The sequence below is a fragment of the Paenibacillus sp. 3LSP genome, from assembly GCF_032465655.1.
GTDB classification, from domain to species: Bacteria; Bacillota; Bacilli; order Paenibacillales; family Paenibacillaceae; genus Fontibacillus; species Fontibacillus barengoltzii.
This window is the reverse complement of the sequence record NZ_JAWDJI010000117.1, coordinates 1-17,170: the sequence shown is the minus strand read 5'-3', so window position 1 is coordinate 17,170 and position 17,170 is coordinate 1. Positions and strand designations below refer to the sequence as shown.

16 protein-coding genes and 1 pseudogene are annotated in these 17,170 nt (G+C 51.5%); 13 read left to right on the top strand and 4 right to left on the bottom strand.

Features of this window, described 5'->3' with window-relative positions; all coding sequences use genetic code 11:
- Nucleotides 1–290 precede the first annotated feature (290 nt).
- The 5 genes from RW092_RS09270 to RW092_RS09250 all read left to right on the top strand — a co-directional run bounded on the left by RW092_RS09270 (nt 291) and on the right by RW092_RS09250 (nt 5,414).
- The gene (locus RW092_RS09270) at nt 291–2,285 is read left to right on the top strand and encodes a diguanylate cyclase (RefSeq protein WP_316010052.1); all 1,995 of its coding nucleotides are present in this window, start codon (nt 291–293) and stop codon (nt 2,283–2,285) included.
- Between the two features lie 180 nt (nt 2,286–2,465).
- Nucleotides 2,466–3,338, top strand: coding sequence for a hypothetical protein (locus RW092_RS09265; RefSeq protein WP_316010051.1), 873 nt, complete (start codon nt 2,466–2,468; stop codon nt 3,336–3,338).
- A gap of 159 nt (nt 3,339–3,497) precedes the next feature.
- Nucleotides 3,498–4,613 carry an aminopeptidase gene (locus RW092_RS09260; protein WP_016311595.1) on the top strand — a complete coding sequence of 372 codons (1,116 nt, stop codon included), beginning with the start codon at nt 3,498–3,500 and terminating at the stop codon, nt 4,611–4,613.
- An 82-nt stretch (nt 4,614–4,695) separates the two neighbouring features.
- Nucleotides 4,696–4,941 (top strand): HPr family phosphocarrier protein, encoded by a 246-nt coding sequence (locus RW092_RS09255; RefSeq protein WP_009225225.1) that lies wholly within the window; start codon nt 4,696–4,698, stop codon nt 4,939–4,941.
- 182 nt (nt 4,942–5,123) lie between these two features.
- On the top strand, nt 5,124–5,414 hold the full coding sequence (locus RW092_RS09250) for an Fpa/YlaN family protein (RefSeq protein WP_009225226.1): 291 nt from the start codon (nt 5,124–5,126) through the stop codon (nt 5,412–5,414).
- Nucleotides 5,415–5,496: 82 nt separating this feature from the next.
- Here the strand turns inward: RW092_RS09250 and cax are convergent, their stop codons facing one another.
- Complete coding sequence (cax, locus tag RW092_RS09245; RefSeq protein WP_016311597.1) at nt 5,497–6,567, bottom strand: calcium/proton exchanger; 1,071 nt, start codon at nt 6,565–6,567, stop codon at nt 5,497–5,499.
- Nucleotides 6,568–6,705: 138 nt separating this feature from the next.
- Between cax and RW092_RS09240 the strand changes: the two genes are divergently transcribed.
- Nucleotides 6,706–7,068, top strand: a complete 363-nt coding sequence (locus RW092_RS09240; RefSeq protein ID WP_016311598.1) for an Asp23/Gls24 family envelope stress response protein — start codon at nt 6,706–6,708, stop codon at nt 7,066–7,068.
- Nucleotides 7,069–7,202: 134 nt separating this feature from the next.
- On the opposite strand, the gene ftsW is transcribed toward RW092_RS09240, so the two are convergent.
- Both ftsW and RW092_RS09230 read right to left on the bottom strand, forming a co-directional pair.
- Entirely contained in the window at nt 7,203–8,456 is a 1,254-nt protein-coding gene (gene ftsW, locus RW092_RS09235; RefSeq protein WP_016311599.1) for a putative lipid II flippase FtsW, read from the bottom strand.
- 11 nt (nt 8,457–8,467) lie between these two features.
- A complete protein-coding gene (locus RW092_RS09230) occupies nt 8,468–8,809 on the bottom strand; it encodes a YugN family protein (protein WP_009225230.1) in 342 nt (113 codons plus the stop codon).
- Between the two features lie 230 nt (nt 8,810–9,039).
- Here RW092_RS09230 and RW092_RS09225 point away from each other — a divergent pair, with 230 nt between their 5' ends.
- From RW092_RS09225 to RW092_RS09195, 7 genes are all read left to right on the top strand, one after another.
- Nucleotides 9,040–10,209 carry a M20 family metallopeptidase gene (locus RW092_RS09225; protein WP_085278645.1) on the top strand — a complete coding sequence of 390 codons (1,170 nt, stop codon included), beginning with the start codon at nt 9,040–9,042 and terminating at the stop codon, nt 10,207–10,209.
- Between the two features lie 45 nt (nt 10,210–10,254).
- Nucleotides 10,255–10,677 carry a CBS domain-containing protein gene (locus RW092_RS09220; RefSeq protein ID WP_028539429.1) on the top strand — a complete coding sequence of 141 codons (423 nt, stop codon included), beginning with the start codon at nt 10,255–10,257 and terminating at the stop codon, nt 10,675–10,677.
- 98 nt (nt 10,678–10,775) lie between these two features.
- Nucleotides 10,776–12,467 carry a DNA repair helicase XPB gene (locus tag RW092_RS09215; protein ID WP_316010050.1) on the top strand — a complete coding sequence of 564 codons (1,692 nt, stop codon included), beginning with the start codon at nt 10,776–10,778 and terminating at the stop codon, nt 12,465–12,467.
- A complete protein-coding gene (locus tag RW092_RS09210) occupies nt 12,464–14,401 on the top strand; it encodes a helicase-associated domain-containing protein (protein ID WP_316010049.1) in 1,938 nt (645 codons plus the stop codon). The genes RW092_RS09215 and RW092_RS09210 overlap by 4 nt, the downstream gene beginning before the upstream one ends.
- Nucleotides 14,402–14,506: 105 nt before the next feature.
- A complete protein-coding gene (locus tag RW092_RS09205) occupies nt 14,507–14,944 on the top strand; it encodes a YlbF/YmcA family competence regulator (RefSeq protein ID WP_016311604.1) in 438 nt (145 codons plus the stop codon).
- A gap of 75 nt (nt 14,945–15,019) precedes the next feature.
- Nucleotides 15,020–15,283 carry a YlbG family protein gene (locus tag RW092_RS09200; protein WP_009225236.1) on the top strand — a complete coding sequence of 88 codons (264 nt, stop codon included), beginning with the start codon at nt 15,020–15,022 and terminating at the stop codon, nt 15,281–15,283.
- Nucleotides 15,284–15,550: 267 nt separating this feature from the next.
- A complete protein-coding gene (locus RW092_RS09195; RefSeq protein WP_016311605.1) occupies nt 15,551–15,988 on the top strand; it encodes a hypothetical protein in 438 nt (145 codons plus the stop codon).
- Nucleotides 15,989–16,571: 583 nt separating this feature from the next.
- Here the strand turns inward: RW092_RS09195 and RW092_RS09190 are convergent.
- A pseudogene (locus tag RW092_RS09190) lies at nt 16,572–17,170 on the bottom strand (transposase); the annotation flags it as partial.

Genomic DNA, 17,170 nt, shown 5'->3' with positions numbered 1-17,170 from the left:
AATTACGTGAGTGAACCATTATCCTTCGGTAACATTTTTATATGAGTTGACACGAAGTGATTTTGTTGAGATGGGCTGATTTTTGTCGATAGGGCTTTAGTCCCGAAAAAATACCTGGAACCGCAGGATTTATAATGCAAAACCCTAAATAAGGTAGTAAAATAGAGACATCAGATCGGATACGGCGGAGATGGACAAGCTTGAACTCCAGAGGGCAAGAGCTTGTCCGTTTAATATTTATTGCAGTCGAGAGTTACAATTCCAACGTAACATATAAAGGAGCTTTTTTTATGGCCGATCAATCCTTGGGTCAGCCGATGCTGAACCTGAACAACGTTTCCGGCCTGCCGCGTCTTGATGATCTTAACGAATATACAGATTGGTTGCGGCAGCTAGATATTACCGTCCATGATCTTCCTTATATTGATTCAATATTAAAACAGGCCTTCGCAGAATGGCGCAAGCAGATTTCCGATATGCCGGAAATCGGCGAGGTCGATGTCTTCCTTGCCGGCAGCTGCGGCGAGAAGCTGCTAATCGATTCACTGAACCCGCGGCAGCTGCTGGAACGTTCCTGGCCTAGCGGAATGGAAGAGGTCATCAAGGAGAGCCTGCGCGAACGCAAAGCTATCGCAGCCCAGAAGGCCGACGGAGTTTATGCGGCAGTACCGGTGCATACGCGCATTCATGGCGAGTTGTTTGCGATGATTGGCTGTCTCATGCGTGAGAGCTGCACATCAGAGGCGCTCTTGTTTGCCAAGATGGCAGCTCGACTGTATCAAACTTGTTTTTATCGTTGCTTTGAGGGCATGTTCATTACAGATTTGGTGCGCATCCAACAGCAAGCCAAACGGGAGGAGCAGCGCCGTTCCAAGCTGTTTCAAATGGTGCAGAAGCTTCATGATAAGATCGACGTAGATTCGGTGCTGACCGAGGTGTTCGAGCGGGTGTCCAACATGTATCCGAATGCCCGTTTGGAGTTGTTGATGTCCCAGGACCATTTAAGCCTCGATCCTCGAGTTAAATCATTTCAATTGCTTGGACAAGGCGATGAACTGCTCGTGAGGGCATTCATGGAGGGGCGCATACAAACTAGGAACATCATAGACTCAACGGGAGATGGCGAGAGCAGTTTGGAAATCGCCGTACCTCTCAGCGGAAAACAAGGGGTGTACGGGGTTTTCCATTTGCGAATCGAACGAGAAGAGATCGATGATGTGGATTTACAGCTGATCAGCATGTTGGCCGATACGGCCGGCACTGCATTTGAAAATGCGAAGCTGTATGAACAGTCGAACTTGCTAATTAACGAGCTGAGGTTGATTAACGAACTAACGAAACGACTGAATCAAAGTTTGCGGCTCAAGGAAGTATTCCAATTTGCAACCGAAGAGCTTCTCTCGATCTTCCAAGCGGAATATTGCTGCATTTCTCAAGTCAACAAACATACAGAAACGTTTGAGATTATGTCTTGCAACGTGCCGGGGCTGTCGAAAGAGCATTTTTCGATGACCTATGGATTCAGCGGGCTGGTCTATTCCACGCAGGAACCGATCATCTTGTCGGACTTCCAAGCCTACGGGAAGGTAACCTCAAGATTTATGGAGGAGACGAACTCCCGCTCGCTGATCACTGCACCTTTATTCGTCCGGGGTGAAGTGATCGGGGTCATTATGCTGGCTCACCGCAAGCCACGCTTCTTCTCCTATGATAATTATAAGCTGCTGCAGGTCCTATCCTCCCATATCGGGCTGGCCATTGCCAACGCGTCGTTGCATGCGGAGGTACGCCGGATGGCGAATCGGGATATGCTGACGGGGCTTTATGCCCGCCATTATGTTGATGATGCGATTAAGGAATTTCAGAAAAGAGACGCGAACGGTTCCTTAATCATCGTAGATATCGATCAGTTTAAGCAGGTCAATGACACGTTTGGGCACCAAACTGGGGACAAAATCCTGAAGCAGGTGTGCTCCATCGTCAAGAACTCGATCCGCAAGACCGATATCGCCGCCCGTTGGGGGGGCGAAGAGTTGGCCGTGTACCTGCCCGGTGCGAGCGCAGAGAACAGCTACGAAATCGCAGAAACGATCCGGTTGCGTGTCGCGATGGATACCGATCCGCCGGTGACCGTCTCATGCGGGATCGCTGAGTGGGGAAAAGACGATGAGAAGCTTAGTGTGGAGTCACTGTTCTATGTGGCGGATATGGCACTGTATAAAGCGAAGAACAATGGGCGGAACCAGACGCAAATCGGCTCCAGAGAAGACGCCCCTTCCTTGTAAATGGTGTAATTGGTAGAGAACGCTCTACGCCGGATTTATGGACGGCGGGAGCGTTCTTTTTTGGATCATCGGACGAACCTGCGAATAGAGCGACCGTCCCCGTGGCAGGATACTGCTAGAACTAGCATAAGGAATGCTCCGGTGGAGAACCGGTTTATTTTTTCAGGCGGGGGCTTGCGTATGAAGGGGATATCATGGAGATGGCCTACGTATAAATATCGGTTAGGGAAGGTCATCGGCGGCCTGCTAGTTACGGTAATCCTGGCGTCATGCGGGATCAACGAAGCGAGAACGCCGGAGCAGTGGTTTGACTTCACCTGGTCCGGACTGGCGGGCTGTGATACGTTGACCTTTCGCGGCTTAGCCGCCCTGCAGCGTGGAAATGGGCAAGGGCTGGAGGAGAGCTTCAGTTATACGGGACGTCTTCAAGAGCATAAAGAATTAAGTATCCGAGGCGAACCTGTGAGTCAACGGGGAGGTCACCTAGCAGGTCATCTGCAAACGGCGGGGCTCGCACAGCCGAACGGCTGGGAAGCCAAGCTCCGGTTAGAGCACGGGAACTGGCAGGTGCAATCCGATGACCACAATGTGCTGCTGCAAGGGGTGGTTCGTCTAAACCCGCTGGAACAACTAGAGGAAATCCGAATGGCCGCTAAGAAAAAGATCACTTCCGAAAGCGGCGCAGCACGAGGGACCAAGGTACTTCGAATCGAGATGGATCCGGCCGAGGCCACCATTCGGCTAAAGGATCGCTTGCTGTCGGAAATGGAGCTTACGCGTGAAGCAGGATTGGCGAAGTTAGAACAGGTGTCGGCTTCACAGCAAGAGCAGCTGCGGGATGAGTTATCGCAGATCTGGACGACGGGCAGCAAGCAGTTATCTGTCATGCTTGAGCAGATGAAAGCGACCGTCGTCTACCATTTGACGATTGATCGCAAATCGGGATTACCTTCCAGGCTGACCTCAGAGACCACACTAAATTACTTGTCCCCAAAAGGTGTGCCGCAGCGGGAGGTGCTGCGAACCGATAACCGGTTTGGGGGTTATCAGTAGGGGGAATGACTTCCTAGGTCAGGCTGACTTTCCGACCCTATCGTGCTACAATAAAGCAGAAGAATTAACCAATGGTTAAACCAACGGGGTGTTTGGACGGCCGGCACGGGTTGTAAATGCCAAATCCCACAACGAATATTGAGGAGAGTGTGAAGCCAGATGCGAGATCCTAGAATTCAGAAGCTGGCGGAAAACCTAGTTGGTTATTCCGTTAATGTACAACCGGGAGAGAACGTCCTGGTTGAAATGATTGGCGATGAACGCGATTTGCTGAAAGCGGTCGTGGAAGAGGTTGGTAAGAAGGGCGGGAACGCTTTCGTCGAGATTACGGACCGCGCTGTGCAACGTGCACAGTTAAAATACGCTACGGAAGACGGCATCAAAACGTGGGCAGAATACGATTTGAAACGGATGGAAATGATGGACTGTTACATCGGCATTCGTGCGGGTTCTAACGTCAACGATCTGTCCGACGTACCCGAAGATAAAATGAAGCTGTACAATTCGCTTTATTCCCACCCAGTACATAGCGAACAACGGGTAAAACGTACGAAATGGGTGGTTCTCCGTTATCCGAATGCCAGCATGGCTCAATTGGCCAATACGAGCACGGAAGCGTTCGAGGATTTCTATTTTGACGTATGTAACCTGGATTATGCCAAAATGGATCGGGCGCAAGACGCCTTGGCCGATCTGATGAACCGAACGGACAAAGTCCGGATTGTTGCCCCAGGCACCGATCTGACCTTCTCGATTAAAGATATTCCGTCGGTTAAATGCTCCGGTCAGAAAAATATTCCGGACGGGGAAGTGTATACAGCTCCGGTTCGCGATTCCGTAAACGGCACGATCAGCTACAATACAGCAACGCTGTATAACGGAATTACGTTTGAGAATATTAAATTCCGGTTTGAGAACGGTAAGATCGTTGAAGCTACAAGCAACGACACGAAACGGATGAACGAGATTCTGGATTCGGACGAAGGGGCAAGATATATCGGGGAGTTTGCGATCGGATTTAACCCTTATATTTTGCATCCGATGAAGGACATCTTGTTCGACGAGAAAATTGCGGGTAGCCTTCACTTTACCCCAGGTCAAGCTTACGAGGAGGCCGACAACGGCAACCGTTCCTCGATTCACTGGGATCTTGTGTTGATCCAGCGTCCGGACTACGGCGGCGGAGAAATTTATTTTGACGATGTGTTGATCCGCAAGGACGGCATTTTTGTGCTGCCTGAGCTGGAGGGGTTAAACCCGGAAAACCTGAAGTAATCCGAAATCCCCCTTGCTAGGAAAGCGGATTCAATGTATGATTGAAGTATGTTATTTCCAATGTTAAAGACGGAGGGATCCTATGGCCACGAACAATGAAGCGGTAGTCGAAATTGCCCAAACAGCAGGCAAGTTCACGTCTTCCATTGTGCTCCAAGCGGACAATAAGTACATTGATGTAAAAAGTATCCTCGGCCTCTTCACCACACTCGTAAATACGAAGAGCTATGAGCTCCACGTTCACGGACCGGATGCGGAAGAAGCGAAGAAAGCCGTAACCGAAGTGTTTGCCAAACACGGGTTGGACGTCAAAGTTGTTGCTGATTAATGTCAATGAGAAACACTCCCAACTTAGGTTGGGGGTGTTTTTTAATGCCTGCGAACAGCGGTGTTCAGCGGTTTTTCATAGATAGGTTAATTTAAGCAGGTTCTTGTATTGACCCTCGATTTCGTCTAATATTAAGAATAGAGATGAATGGTAGGCGATTTTGGACATAGGGGGGAAGAAGCATGACTTCATCTGAGTTGCAGGAGCAACTAAACCTGAAGGCACTTAATCTTCTGAAAGAAGATGCAGATAAAATTGAGAAGCTGATCGAAGTACAGATGGAGAACTTGGCCACACGTTATTGCCCTCTCTATGAGGAAGTGCTGGATACCCAGATGTATGGATTCTCCAGACAAGTAGATTACGCGATTCGCGTCGGACTTATTCAAGAAACGGTAGGGAAACAAATCCTCAGCAGATTGGAACGTAACTTGGCCTCGCTGTATGAAGCCATGAACAATAGACAACAGTAAGGCGTTTGCTGTTGCTGCGAAATAATACAAGCGTATGCTTCGGAAGTTGCCGAAGACATACGCTTGTTTTTGTTGTTGGAGGTTATACAAGATAAAACGAGACGCCGAGAATGATATACACTGCCAGCAGCAGCACCCCTTCAAACCAGTTGGTTTGGCCGTCTTGCGTGATGGACTTGGCGATAAACACCGAGACGCCAATCGCGGCTAGCTCGATGACGGTAAATACGATATCCATCGGGTTGCCAAACAGATGGCTGACGAAGATAAGCACAGGAGCCACGAACAAAGCGATCTGCAAGCTGGAACCTACGGCGATTTCTACAGCTGCCCCGATTTTGTTCTTCATCGCCAGCATGATGGCCGCGCTGTGCTCGGCGGCATTCCCGACAATCGCAACGACGAAGGCCCCGACGAACAACTCGCTCAGACCGAAATCGGCGGTCAGGGTGTCCAGCGTATGTACCAACCATTCACTGACGAACGCAACCATCACAGTAGCAATCACCAGGTATATAATCGACTTCCCTTTGGACCAGGTGGGGGCATGTTCATGCGGAAGCTCTTCTGCGTCCTTCTCGCTGATATCTGCCAGATGATTCTTGTGCGTAATCATGGAGAAGATCAGCCAGAGGATATAGGCGACAATAAGTACGCCAGCGACAACCAAACTGAGCGTGGAACGATCCTCCTCATGCAGCACATGGGTTTGCAGGAAGATCGCTGGGACGAACAAGGCGATGATCGCTACAATCATCAGAGAGCCGTTCATGCCGGCTAACGTGACGTTATATTTTTGCACCTTGTGCTTTATGCCTCCGGCAAACAAGCTAAGCCCAAGCACGAGCAGCAGGTTCCCGATGATCGAACCGGTGATGCTGGCTTTCACCATGTCGAACAGCCCTTCGCGGACCAGCATGATGGCGATAATTAATTCGGCCGCATTCCCGAAGGTAGCGTTCAGGAAGCCGCCCAGCCGTTGACCTGCGTAATGCGCGACGCTCTCCGTTGCCCGGCCGAGAAAGCCCGCCACAAGGATGACGGCGATCGCGGAGATGATAAATTCAAGCGTTGCTGACCAATGCGCGTAATGACCAATGGCGCTGAGTGCAAAGAAAATCAGCAACAAAGCAGGTGAGATCAACTTTTTCATGGTACACCTCGAGTTAGTCATTTTTTGGCAAAAAACTGAACGTAACAATTTTACTCAAAATTAGACGAAAGGTCTACATTTGCTTTCATACGACTTCCGATTTACAATGAAATTAATGAGGTTGAAGGAGGAATGACCATGACCGAACAACTGCAGTTGGATAACGGGCTTATTCGGATTTCAGATGATGTTGTCGCCAAAATCGCCGGAATGGCTGCGCTGGAGACACCGGGGATCGCCGCGATGTCCGGTGGGTTGTCCGAAGGTTGGGCTAAACGGTTAAGCGGCAAAAATGTGCAAAAGGGCGTCACGGTCGAAGTCGGTCAATTGGAGGCAGCAATCGACCTGCGAATTATCGTGTTATATGAGACCCCCATCCACGAAGTTTGCCGGATGCTTCAGCAAAATGTTCGAGAAGCGGTAGAGAGCATGACAGGACTTAAAATTGTAGAAGTGAATGTAAAAGTCGAGGGCGTGGCGTTTAAGGACGATGAAATCTGATCGCCCCTTCCTTGACCTTCTGCAGCATACCTGAGTTTCGCTTTCGGCCTCGAATGACCGGATTGCTGGCATATGCTTAAGCATAAAGAAGACTACGGAGAATCCCTCCGTAGTCTTCTTTTATTAGCTTTAAATTATAAGCCGCGCCGGGCTTCTCTGCGCAGTTCGAACGGCGTTGGTTCGCGAATGATCACCGATTTCGTGCGCTCCTGCTTCATCGGCAGAGAAGATTCCCGCGAAATGCTAAGCACGATGCCCATCGAGACCATCATCACAAGCAACGAAGAGCCGCCGTAGCTGATGAAGGGCAAGGTAACACCAGTCACCGGAATCGTATTGGTGACGCCGCCGATATTCACGAACGCTTGGATGGCGATCAAGCCCATGATCCCAACCCCAACTAACGTGCCAAAGGTGCTTTGGCAGCGCAGCGACACGAGCAGTCCTCGCCATATGAAATAAATATAAAACAGTAAAAAGATCAACGTACCGATAAATCCAAATTCTTCGCCAATGACGGAGAAAATAAAATCGTTATACGCATTCGGCAAATAATGCAGCTTCTGAATGCCTTGTCCAAATCCCGTACCGGTTAGTCCTCCATGGCCAATCGCAGTGAGCGATTGAATCAGGTTGTAGCCGGTTCCTTGCGTATCATGCCATGGGTCGAGGAAGGCTTCGATCCGGCCCATCCGGTAATCGCTGCTTGCAGCAACGGTGGGATCGGGTGGATTGATCTTGTCCCACAATGCTTCGACACCCAGCACAATGCTGGCACCTAAGATGAGCAACCCGATGGAACCGAGAATGTGCTTCAAATTCGCGCCGCCGGCGAAAATAATCAGCCCGGCGGTAGCCACAAGAATGAGACAAGAGCCAAGGTCAGGCTGGAGCATGATCAAGCCGGCGACAAAGCCAACGATGACCATGACCGGGATATACCCGGTTCTTAGATCCCGGAACCGCTCGCCTTTCTTGGAAATGAGGGCCGACAGGTACAAAATCGTCGTGATTTTAGCCAGCTCCGTTGGTTGAATCCCGAGCGTGCCGATCGTGAACCAACTCGTCGCGCCATTGATGCGTCCGCCGATAAACGGGACGAGCAGCAGCATAATGATGGCCAGGATGAACACAGGGATAAACAGCTTCTTATATTTCTCGTAGGGGATATTCATCGTCACGAACATGCCGACTAACCCGATTATGGCGAATATAATCTGCCGTTTCGTAAAATACATCGGGTCATAACCAAATTTGGCATCAACCAGCGTGATGCTGGAGCTGGAGCTGAACACCATGACGATTCCGAAACCGGCCATCAGCAAGGTCAAGATGAGCAATTGGAAATCGGGGGCTCCGCGTCTTGGTTTCTCTGTGCCTTCTTTCATCGCGTTACTGATTAGGCCTCAAGAAGTTCCTTTAATTCCGTCAACTTATGATTGGCGGTCTTCATGACCATCGCAGGAATCTCCGATTCATACTCCAAGCCGTGCGGAAAAGTGGCCCGCCCCATATAGACCGCTTCGATGGCCAGTACCGTGTCTGGACGTTCCAGTTTGCCTTCGACTACCCGCGTATTGATGCGGAGGTAATAGTCGCTGTTATTATATTCGATTTTATAATCGTATGTAGCGCGGTAATATTCCCATTGCCAACGGATGAAGCCTACCTTCTCCGCAGCTTCGTCTAAGTATGCCAAATCGCTTTGCAGTCCGTCCAATCCGGTATTTTCTACGATCATTGTAAAGAGTGCCCCCTTCAAAATATTGATCCAAAGTTCACGGTTCGATTTAAATGTGAACTTTTTTCATCAAAGTTATCACACTTATCCCCATGATATTATGTTTCCATCGGTTGTGCAAGCATGGGAAAACCTCGCAAATCGGCGGCTTTCCTTAATGTAAATCTGAACGAGTCACCCATTTTCTGCTACAATAAGCTAAACGAGATCGTGGAAAGAGGAGTGGGACGATGGAGGAGAAGCTGTTAAGCGATTTGTTTCCATCCATGGTGGAGCGGCGGCGTTATTTTCATCGCTATCCAGAGCTTTCCTTCATGGAAAAGGAGACCTCGGCGCTGATTGCCGATAAGTTACGGGAGCTGGGGATCGAAACGACCACTAATGTCGGCGGGTTTGGCCTTGTAGCCCGCATCCGGGGAGAGCTTCCTGGCAAAACGGTGGCGCTTCGGGCGGATATGGACGCACTGCCGATCCAGGACGAAAAAACATGCGAGTATGCTTCTCAGCACCCCGGCGTGATGCACGCCTGCGGTCATGACGGCCACACCGCTACGCTGCTGGCACTCGCGGAATATTACAGCCGCACAAAAGCGAAGCTGCGCGGGGAGATCCGCCTAATCTTCCAGCCGGCCGAAGAGGTATGCCCGGGAGGGGCCAAGTCGATGATCGAGGAAGGTGCGCTGGACGGGGTGGACGTCATTTACGGGGTACACCTGTGGACACCGATTCCAGTCGGCACGGTAGCGAGTGCGCCGGGGCCGCTGATGGCTTCGACCGACGAGTTCTTCATCGATGTGCAGGGGCGCGGCGGGCATGGCGGCATGCCGCATAAAACGGTAGACAGCGTGGTGGCCGCTTCGGCCCTTGTGCTGCAGCTGCAAAGCGTGGTGAGCCGCTCGGTGGATCCGCTGGACCCAGCCGTGGTGACGATCGGCTCGATCCAAGGCGGGACGGCGCAGAATATCATCGCCGACCGCTGCAGATTGTCCGGTACGGTCCGCTGCTTCCGTGAGGAGACGCGGGAGCTCATCCGCGAACGGATTCATGCGTTAGCCCAGAACACGGCGGAAGCTTACGGCGCAAAGGCGCAGATCAACTATATGATGGGGTACCCAAGTTTAGTGAACGATGAAGGGGAATACGAGCGTTTTCGGAAAGTAGCTCCGGAGGTGTTCGGACTGCGGGCTGAGTTGTCGCCGAAGATCATGCCGGCGGAGGATTTTGCCTATTATTTGCAGCAAGTCCCAGGCTGCTTCATGTTTGTTGGGGCGGGCAATCCCGGCAAAGGCGCGATGTATCCGCATCATCATCCCAAATTCGATATTGACGAAGATGCGATGCTGCATGCGGCGGGGCTGCTGGCGGCGATGGCGGAATCCTATCAGAACGACCGCGCATAATCGGCTTCCCACTTTGGAACCCTATGTCCAAAGGAGGGATTTATGTTGAGAAAAGTCAGCGAGATTATGACGAAGAACGTCGTTACTGTGTCGCCGCAGGATAATGTATATGAAGTAGCGGTGAAAATGAAAGAGAACGACACGGGCTTCATTCCGGTAGTGGAAGGCGGAGATAAGCTGATTGGCGTCATCACAGACCGGGATTTGGTGATCCGTGGAATCGCCGAGAAGCGTCCCGGCTCGACGGCGGTTACCGAAGTGATGACCAAAGGGATCAAGACCGCTACCCAAGAGATGTCGGTAGACGAGGCCGCAGAACTGATGGCCGAGCAGCAAATCCGCCGGCTCCCGGTATGCGAAGGGGACCGTTTGATCGGGATCGTATCGCTTGGCGATTTGGCGGTGCGTAATATTTTTGCCGACAACGCCGGGGAGGCTCTGTCTGAAATCTCGGAGCAGGTCCATTAATGACGAAAGAGGTAGCAAGCGGGAGAGGTTCGCAGCCTTGGCGGCGGACTTCTCTTTTTGCTGGTTGCAAGAGGCTGATCTAAAGGAGGGCATAACCGATGATAGAAACGGGAGCATGTATCGTTCAGCGAGATTTGACGGTGCTGCTGGAGAAGGAGCATCCCGGCTTCGAAACGGCGCGGGAACAGTTGTCCCATTATGCCGAGTTGGTGAAGAGCCCGGCTTATTATCATACATATCGAATCACTCCGCTCACTTTGTGGCATGCGGCTTCCTGCGGGATCGACGCAGACCGAGTGCTGCAAGAGCTTAGGGCCATGGCCCGATATGGACTGCCGAGCGGCGCAGCCGAGGACATTCGTAACTGGATGGGAAGGTTCGGACAGTTGAAGCTGCGCCCGGTTCCAGATGAAGCGGAGCGATTGGAACTGGAGTATGTTGGAGCGGAAGAAGAGTTTCTGGAGCGTTTATCCCGACAACTGGATTTACCTGCAGGGACCTGGAATTTGGTGGACAAGCATCATCTGCTTCTTTCGGCGGCTTCGCGCGGCAGTTTAAAACGGGAGCTTGCCCGGCTGGGTTATCCTGTCGTGGATGAAGCGGGCTATCACCAAGGCCGCAATCTGAAGTTTGCGCTTCGAGAGGAACTGGAAGGAGGAAGGCCGTTTCGACTTAGACCGTACCAACAGGAAGCAGTCGCTGCATTTGCCGGTAAAGCAGGCGAAGGCGGTAGCGGGGTCGTCGTACTTCCTTGTGGGGCAGGGAAGACCGTAGTAGGCCTAGCTGCCATGGAACGGTTCCAGTGTGAGACACTGATTTTAACCTCCAATGTAACCTCGGTACGTCAATGGATCGCCGAAATTACTTCGAAAACGACTTTACCGCCGGAAGCGGTTGGAGAGTATTCGGGAGAGAAAAAGCAAGTCAAGCCGGTGACGGTTTCAACCTATCAAATCTTGACTCATCGAGCTCGAAAAGAAGACGACTTCAAGCATATGTCCTTGTTCCAAGAGCGGGATTGGGGACTGATTATTTACGATGAAGTTCATCTCCTTCCGGCACCGATTTTCCGTGCAACCGCCGATATTCAGGCGACCCGTCGGTTGGGGCTGACCGCCACCCTAGTTCGTGAGGACGGTTGCGAGCGGGATGTCTTCTCCTTGATCGGACCCAAACAGTATGATATCCCGTGGAGAACGCTGGAAGAGAGCGGTTTTATTGCCCAGGTCGATTGTCAGGAGATCCGGGTAGCGATGCCCGAACCGCAACAGAATCAATACGCCCGCGCAGAAGGGCGGGAGAAGTTTCGAATCGCCGCGGAGAACCCGTATAAGAACGAGATCGTGCGGCGCTTGCTGGACCGGCATCGAGATCGTCAGGTGCTTATTATCGGTCAATATTTAGATCAGCTGCAAAGCATCGCCGCAGAACTCCATGTTCCGCTCATAACCGGAAGTACGCCTCAGGCGGAACGAAGCCGATTGTTTCAGGCATTCCGCGAAGGGGAAATTCCGGTCCTGGCCGTATCTAAAGTAGCTAATTTTGCGGTGGATTTGCCGGATGCGTCGGTGGCGATTCAAATCTCCGGCAGCTTTGGTTCGCGTCAAGAGGAGGCGCAGCGCCTCGGTCGAATTCTGCGGCCGAAGCGAGACGGGGGTAGAGCTTACTTTTATACTCTCGTGTCGGAGAATACTCGTGAACAAGAATTTGCGCTCCGGAGGCAGTTGTTTTTGTTGGAGCAAGGGTATGAGTATGCCGTGCGGCGTGAGCAGGAGGGGATCGAAGCATGAGCGGTCGGTCAGAAATGCCGGCGTACGAAGGTTCTTTGGTAGATGAGCCGGTTCGAGGTCATTTAAACGAAGTGGAGATCGAGGCGCTCCGACTTCTGTTTCGGCGTTACGCAGGACAGCCGTTTCGGCTGGAGCAGGCGAATGCCGCCGCGGCTGGCAGCATGAGTGGGGCTGACGTTCGTGCTGCATTGCCGGCACTCCTGTGCTCCGGGGAGATCGCGGCGGTTCGCAAAGCTTGGGGAGAGAAGCTGTATTACATTCCGCTGGACCGTCAGCTAGACCTGTGGAAGACATGGGGGTATACGGAACTGCGGGAGCAGGACCCGGCGCGTGTGGAACTTGAACGAGAGGCCAAATCTGGATTGGCTTTAGATTTATTCCGCGCTTTGACTTGGATTGCGGGCAACGGATTGCGGATGACGGCGAAAGGGACCATCCATCAGAAGGAACGCAGTAAGCTTGAAGATCGAATCGTACTGAAAGCCGAAGACATCGCAGGTCTGAAGCTTAACTATCCACACCCCGACGTTTATTCTCCGGCGTTAGCGGTCGTCATGGATCTGCTGCTGGCGCTAGGATTGATCGCCAAGGAGAGGGCCGTTTGGCGGACGGATGTACCGGGAATGGCTGCCTGGCTGTCCTTGGACGTCCCCGCGATGAACTTCGTTCTATGGCGCGAGATACTACAGCGCTATGTTCCGGCGGACGTCGGACTGCAGCATGTTGCATTACGACTAACGGCACCGGATTTGAAACCCGGCGTCTGGTATTCGGTGGAGGAACTGCTTGGTTCGCTCCAAGATCAGGGGCTGCTGGGAGCGGGGGGAGGCGACCTGTCGCCGGAGCGCGCCGCTTGGACCGAGGGTTGGCTTGAAGCGTTATGCGGCTTCGGCTGGATGGAGCTTGGCCGCCATCCAGAGGACGGCCGGATGTTCCGTTGGCTGATTGACCGGGAGACTTCTTCGCCTGAGGTTCCCCCTTCACCTCAGTCCTCCCCCTCGGTGAAGGGGAAGATCATCGTGCAGCCGGATTTTGAGTTGTTGGTTCCGCCGGACGTGCCGTTTACGGTCCGGTTTGAGCTGGAGTTTTGCGCGGAACTGGCTTCGTCCGGCATGATGAGCGTCTATCGTCTGACGCGTGCAGGTCTGGAGCAGGCCAGTCGGTTAGGGCGTACGCCGCAGGAGATCTTGCAGTTGCTGGAGGAGCATTCCGCCGGAGTACCGGCGCCTGTTCGAGACAGCTTGCTCCAATGGGGGCGGGAAATTGGCCGCACGACGCTTACCGAAGTGAAGCTGCTCAGCTGTGCAGATTCGGAAGCTGCGGATCGTATTGCCGACTTGACATCGCTGGCCGGCAAGCTGGAGCGAATTGGTCCGCTTCATTTTCTTGTAACGACGGACAGCGAAGCAGAAGTGATTAAGATTCTGGATAGTGAGCGCTTGGCCCCGGCTCAACGGGGCACTTCTGTCCCTGATGATCCGGTGCCTCCGAAGCTTACGGAAATGGAGGTCACCCGGTCAAATGACAAGGAGCAGATCGTGCAGAAGGGGCAAGGTTGGATTTATAAAGGAGCAGATCTGCACTTTTATGAGCAGGAAACCCGCCCGCCAGATGTAGACGTGCTGTTCCCGGGTTTATCGGAGATCCCTGTCATGTGGTGGAAGGAATTACGGCGTTATCACGCTTCGACCGCTCGTGAACTGATCGAACGAGCTTTGGCCTGGTCTGCCAAGCTCATGCTGCAGATCGGCGGAGATACCGTGGTTTGCGTGCCGCTGGCCATCGTGGAGGGCGAATCGGATTGGCTTGTCAGAGTGCGGCAGGTTCCGTCATCAGCGGCTCAGGAGAAGGACATCTCAGAGAAGGAAGTGCAGCTGTCTCCCCGAGATTGGCAAGCGATTCGCCTAATTCTCCCAGCAGGCATACGCAAATGAGAGTCAAGGAAGGATGAACCTCTTCTGCTCACTAAAGGATTGTGGTATGATAGTGACGTCTACCTATTGGGTGGAACATTAACCGCAAAAGCGAGATGAAAATTCATGAGCGTAGTCGCGAAGAATACGGTCGACATGGCCGAAGTGCTGATCAACGCCTATGAATTGGGCGATATGATAAACCAATCCGCCGCTGTATCCGAATATTTGTATTGGAAAAAGCGCGTGGAAGAAGATAGCGAAATTCAGGCATGGGTCAAGAAGCTGGAAGCTCAGAAGGAGCTGTTCCGGGAAACCGAACGCTTCGGACATTACCATCCAAATTATCACGAAGCCAAGGAGAAAGTGGCCGAGGTGGAGCGAGAGTTAGAGCGTTTCGAGGCAGTTCGGAAGTTTAAAGCTGCTGAGAACGAGCTCGACGATATCCTTCACCAGATGTCGGAAATGATAGCACATGCCGTTTCCGATACGATCAAGGTGCCGAGCAATGATCCGAATCCAAAAGGCGGATGCGGCGCTGGTGGAAGCTGCGGTTGCGGCTAAGCGAGTAAGCAGCCGATCATTCCGGATCATTGTTACCGGAATTTCCAGGTAGTTAAGCCACGGGAGGGGAAAGTCATGTTTCCGGAGCGTACAGGATATATCATATGGGTGAGTGACTTGAAAGCGGCTAGGAACTTAGAAAAATACGGAAGCGTGCATTATCTATCCCGCCGCATGCATTACGTGGTGATGTATGTGAATGCAGATCGAGCGGAAGAGACGATGCGCAATATCCGTAAGTTATCTTATGTTCGCAAAATCGAGCGGTCTTACCGTGGGGAAATCAAAACCGAATACAGCAAGGACGTCCCGGACAAAACCCGCTTCTACGGACTCTAATTGAAGTAGATCAAGCGATTCCGAATGCCAAAAGCCGCGCAGCGAGCAACCGTTGCGCGGCTTTTTTGCGTTTTAACTCTTGCAGATTTTTTTGCGCTAAATATAGTTCTATCGACCCGTTTTTTCTTGGCAAAAAATACTTAAATCTTGTAGAAAATTAGGGATTGTTGTAATATAATAGGTAAAAGAGCTTAGTTAAAAAGTCCTAATTATTGGCAAATGACCTACTTTTCTATCCATAAAGACCTATAAAATGCGAGGTGCGGCATGAGAGACAAGGCAACGGAACGCTGGAGAACCTATGAATCCTTCTATATTCAACTAGGGGACAAGAGAGTTGCCGATATCGTAGTAACGAACCATGCCAAGCTCCGATACCAGGACAGAATTGATCGGGATAATGTCGGGTTTGAACAGATTGCCGGATGGGCTTGGGAATGTTTAAAGCAGGGACGCATTACGCCATATTATCGCAAGGAAGAGGACGTCTATTTAGTTGATGACGATCTTGTGATGGTGGCCGAATTTGCGGAAATTCCCGGCGAGTTCGACCTTGCCGGACGCCCGATGCACCGCATGATCATCGTTACCTTTCTTGGACGGATGTCGGAAACCATTGAATTACGTGATCTAAAATCTTATTATTCCTGGCTTCGCCATTCCCGGCGAATGACGCTGATGAAGAACAGTCGCAAGCGCCGCTAGGAGCTGCGGGAATAGGACAGACAAAAACAAGGCTGAAAACGAAAATGAAGATGAAAGCGAAAACAAAGAACGATCTGGAAAGAAGCAGCCGTTAACCGGTCTGCTTCTTTTGACATTTTAGCCTGTTGTGTCAAATCCGATTTCACTGATTTTTCTGCAACTTGAATACGCCCTCTTTCGTTCCCTGACGTTACTCACGTCTACGCTTGTGTAGGGGTGTGAGGGGATAGGGTGTGATGACGGGCAGGATTAATGTAGTCTTCCCACTCCTTTTACACCATTATCCCGTTACATCAAGTGATGGAATAAGTGAAAACTGGGGATCGAAAATGCTCAGAAGTTAAGAAAGCGATAAAGGTATGAAAATAGTTGCAAGGAGCTGATCAGTACGTTTCAAAAAGGCAATTAAGTGGTTTATTGCAAAAAATATGGCTAACTCGATAAATACGGGTGACTAAATAAATACATACGGACAACTCACTAAATATGGAGTGCTCGAAACCCCTCGATTAAGCCGCATCCGCAACTGTGAGATTACACGACTTGAGATTAACTGGCGGTAAGGGAGCGCAGGAGCAGTGAATTAAGCCGCTGTTGCAATGGACGGGTGTTTTTGTCGATGTGTAACTAACTGGTCGTAAGAGATCGCAGGAATGGACAAGCACATCTGCAGCAGGTTTTGGCGCATCTCTTCCTCGGAACAAGTCATGCGCAGGTAACGGCGGACGGTGTACTCGTTCAAATACGCCTGCAAATGCGTTATTCCTAGCGAGACATACGTGCGTCGGATCGAGTCTCTTGCTTGTCTCACGACTCTCCGCAAGGGCAGATACATCCGATAAGCGAAAGGAAACCACCGCTTGGTTGAGGTGTGTTGTCCATCGACATACTTGTTGATGAATGCCTCAAGATCGCTCCGGTCAGCCTGTTGCTCGCCCCCTCCTCTTTTGTGTGGAATCAGTTGAATCTTCACTCGCTCGGGTTCGCCAGTCTCCGTGACCGTGCAGCCGGTAACAACCGCAGTGGCATAAGGTTGATCAGCAGGATGAAAGCGTCTGGTATCAGTCCCATATTGATCGCGGCACACTTTGACTTCTCCAGAGAGCAAAACCTTCGTCTCACATTCGCCGAGGGTATGACGGATTTTGTGCAGCATGAGCCAAGCGGTCTTGTAGGTCACTT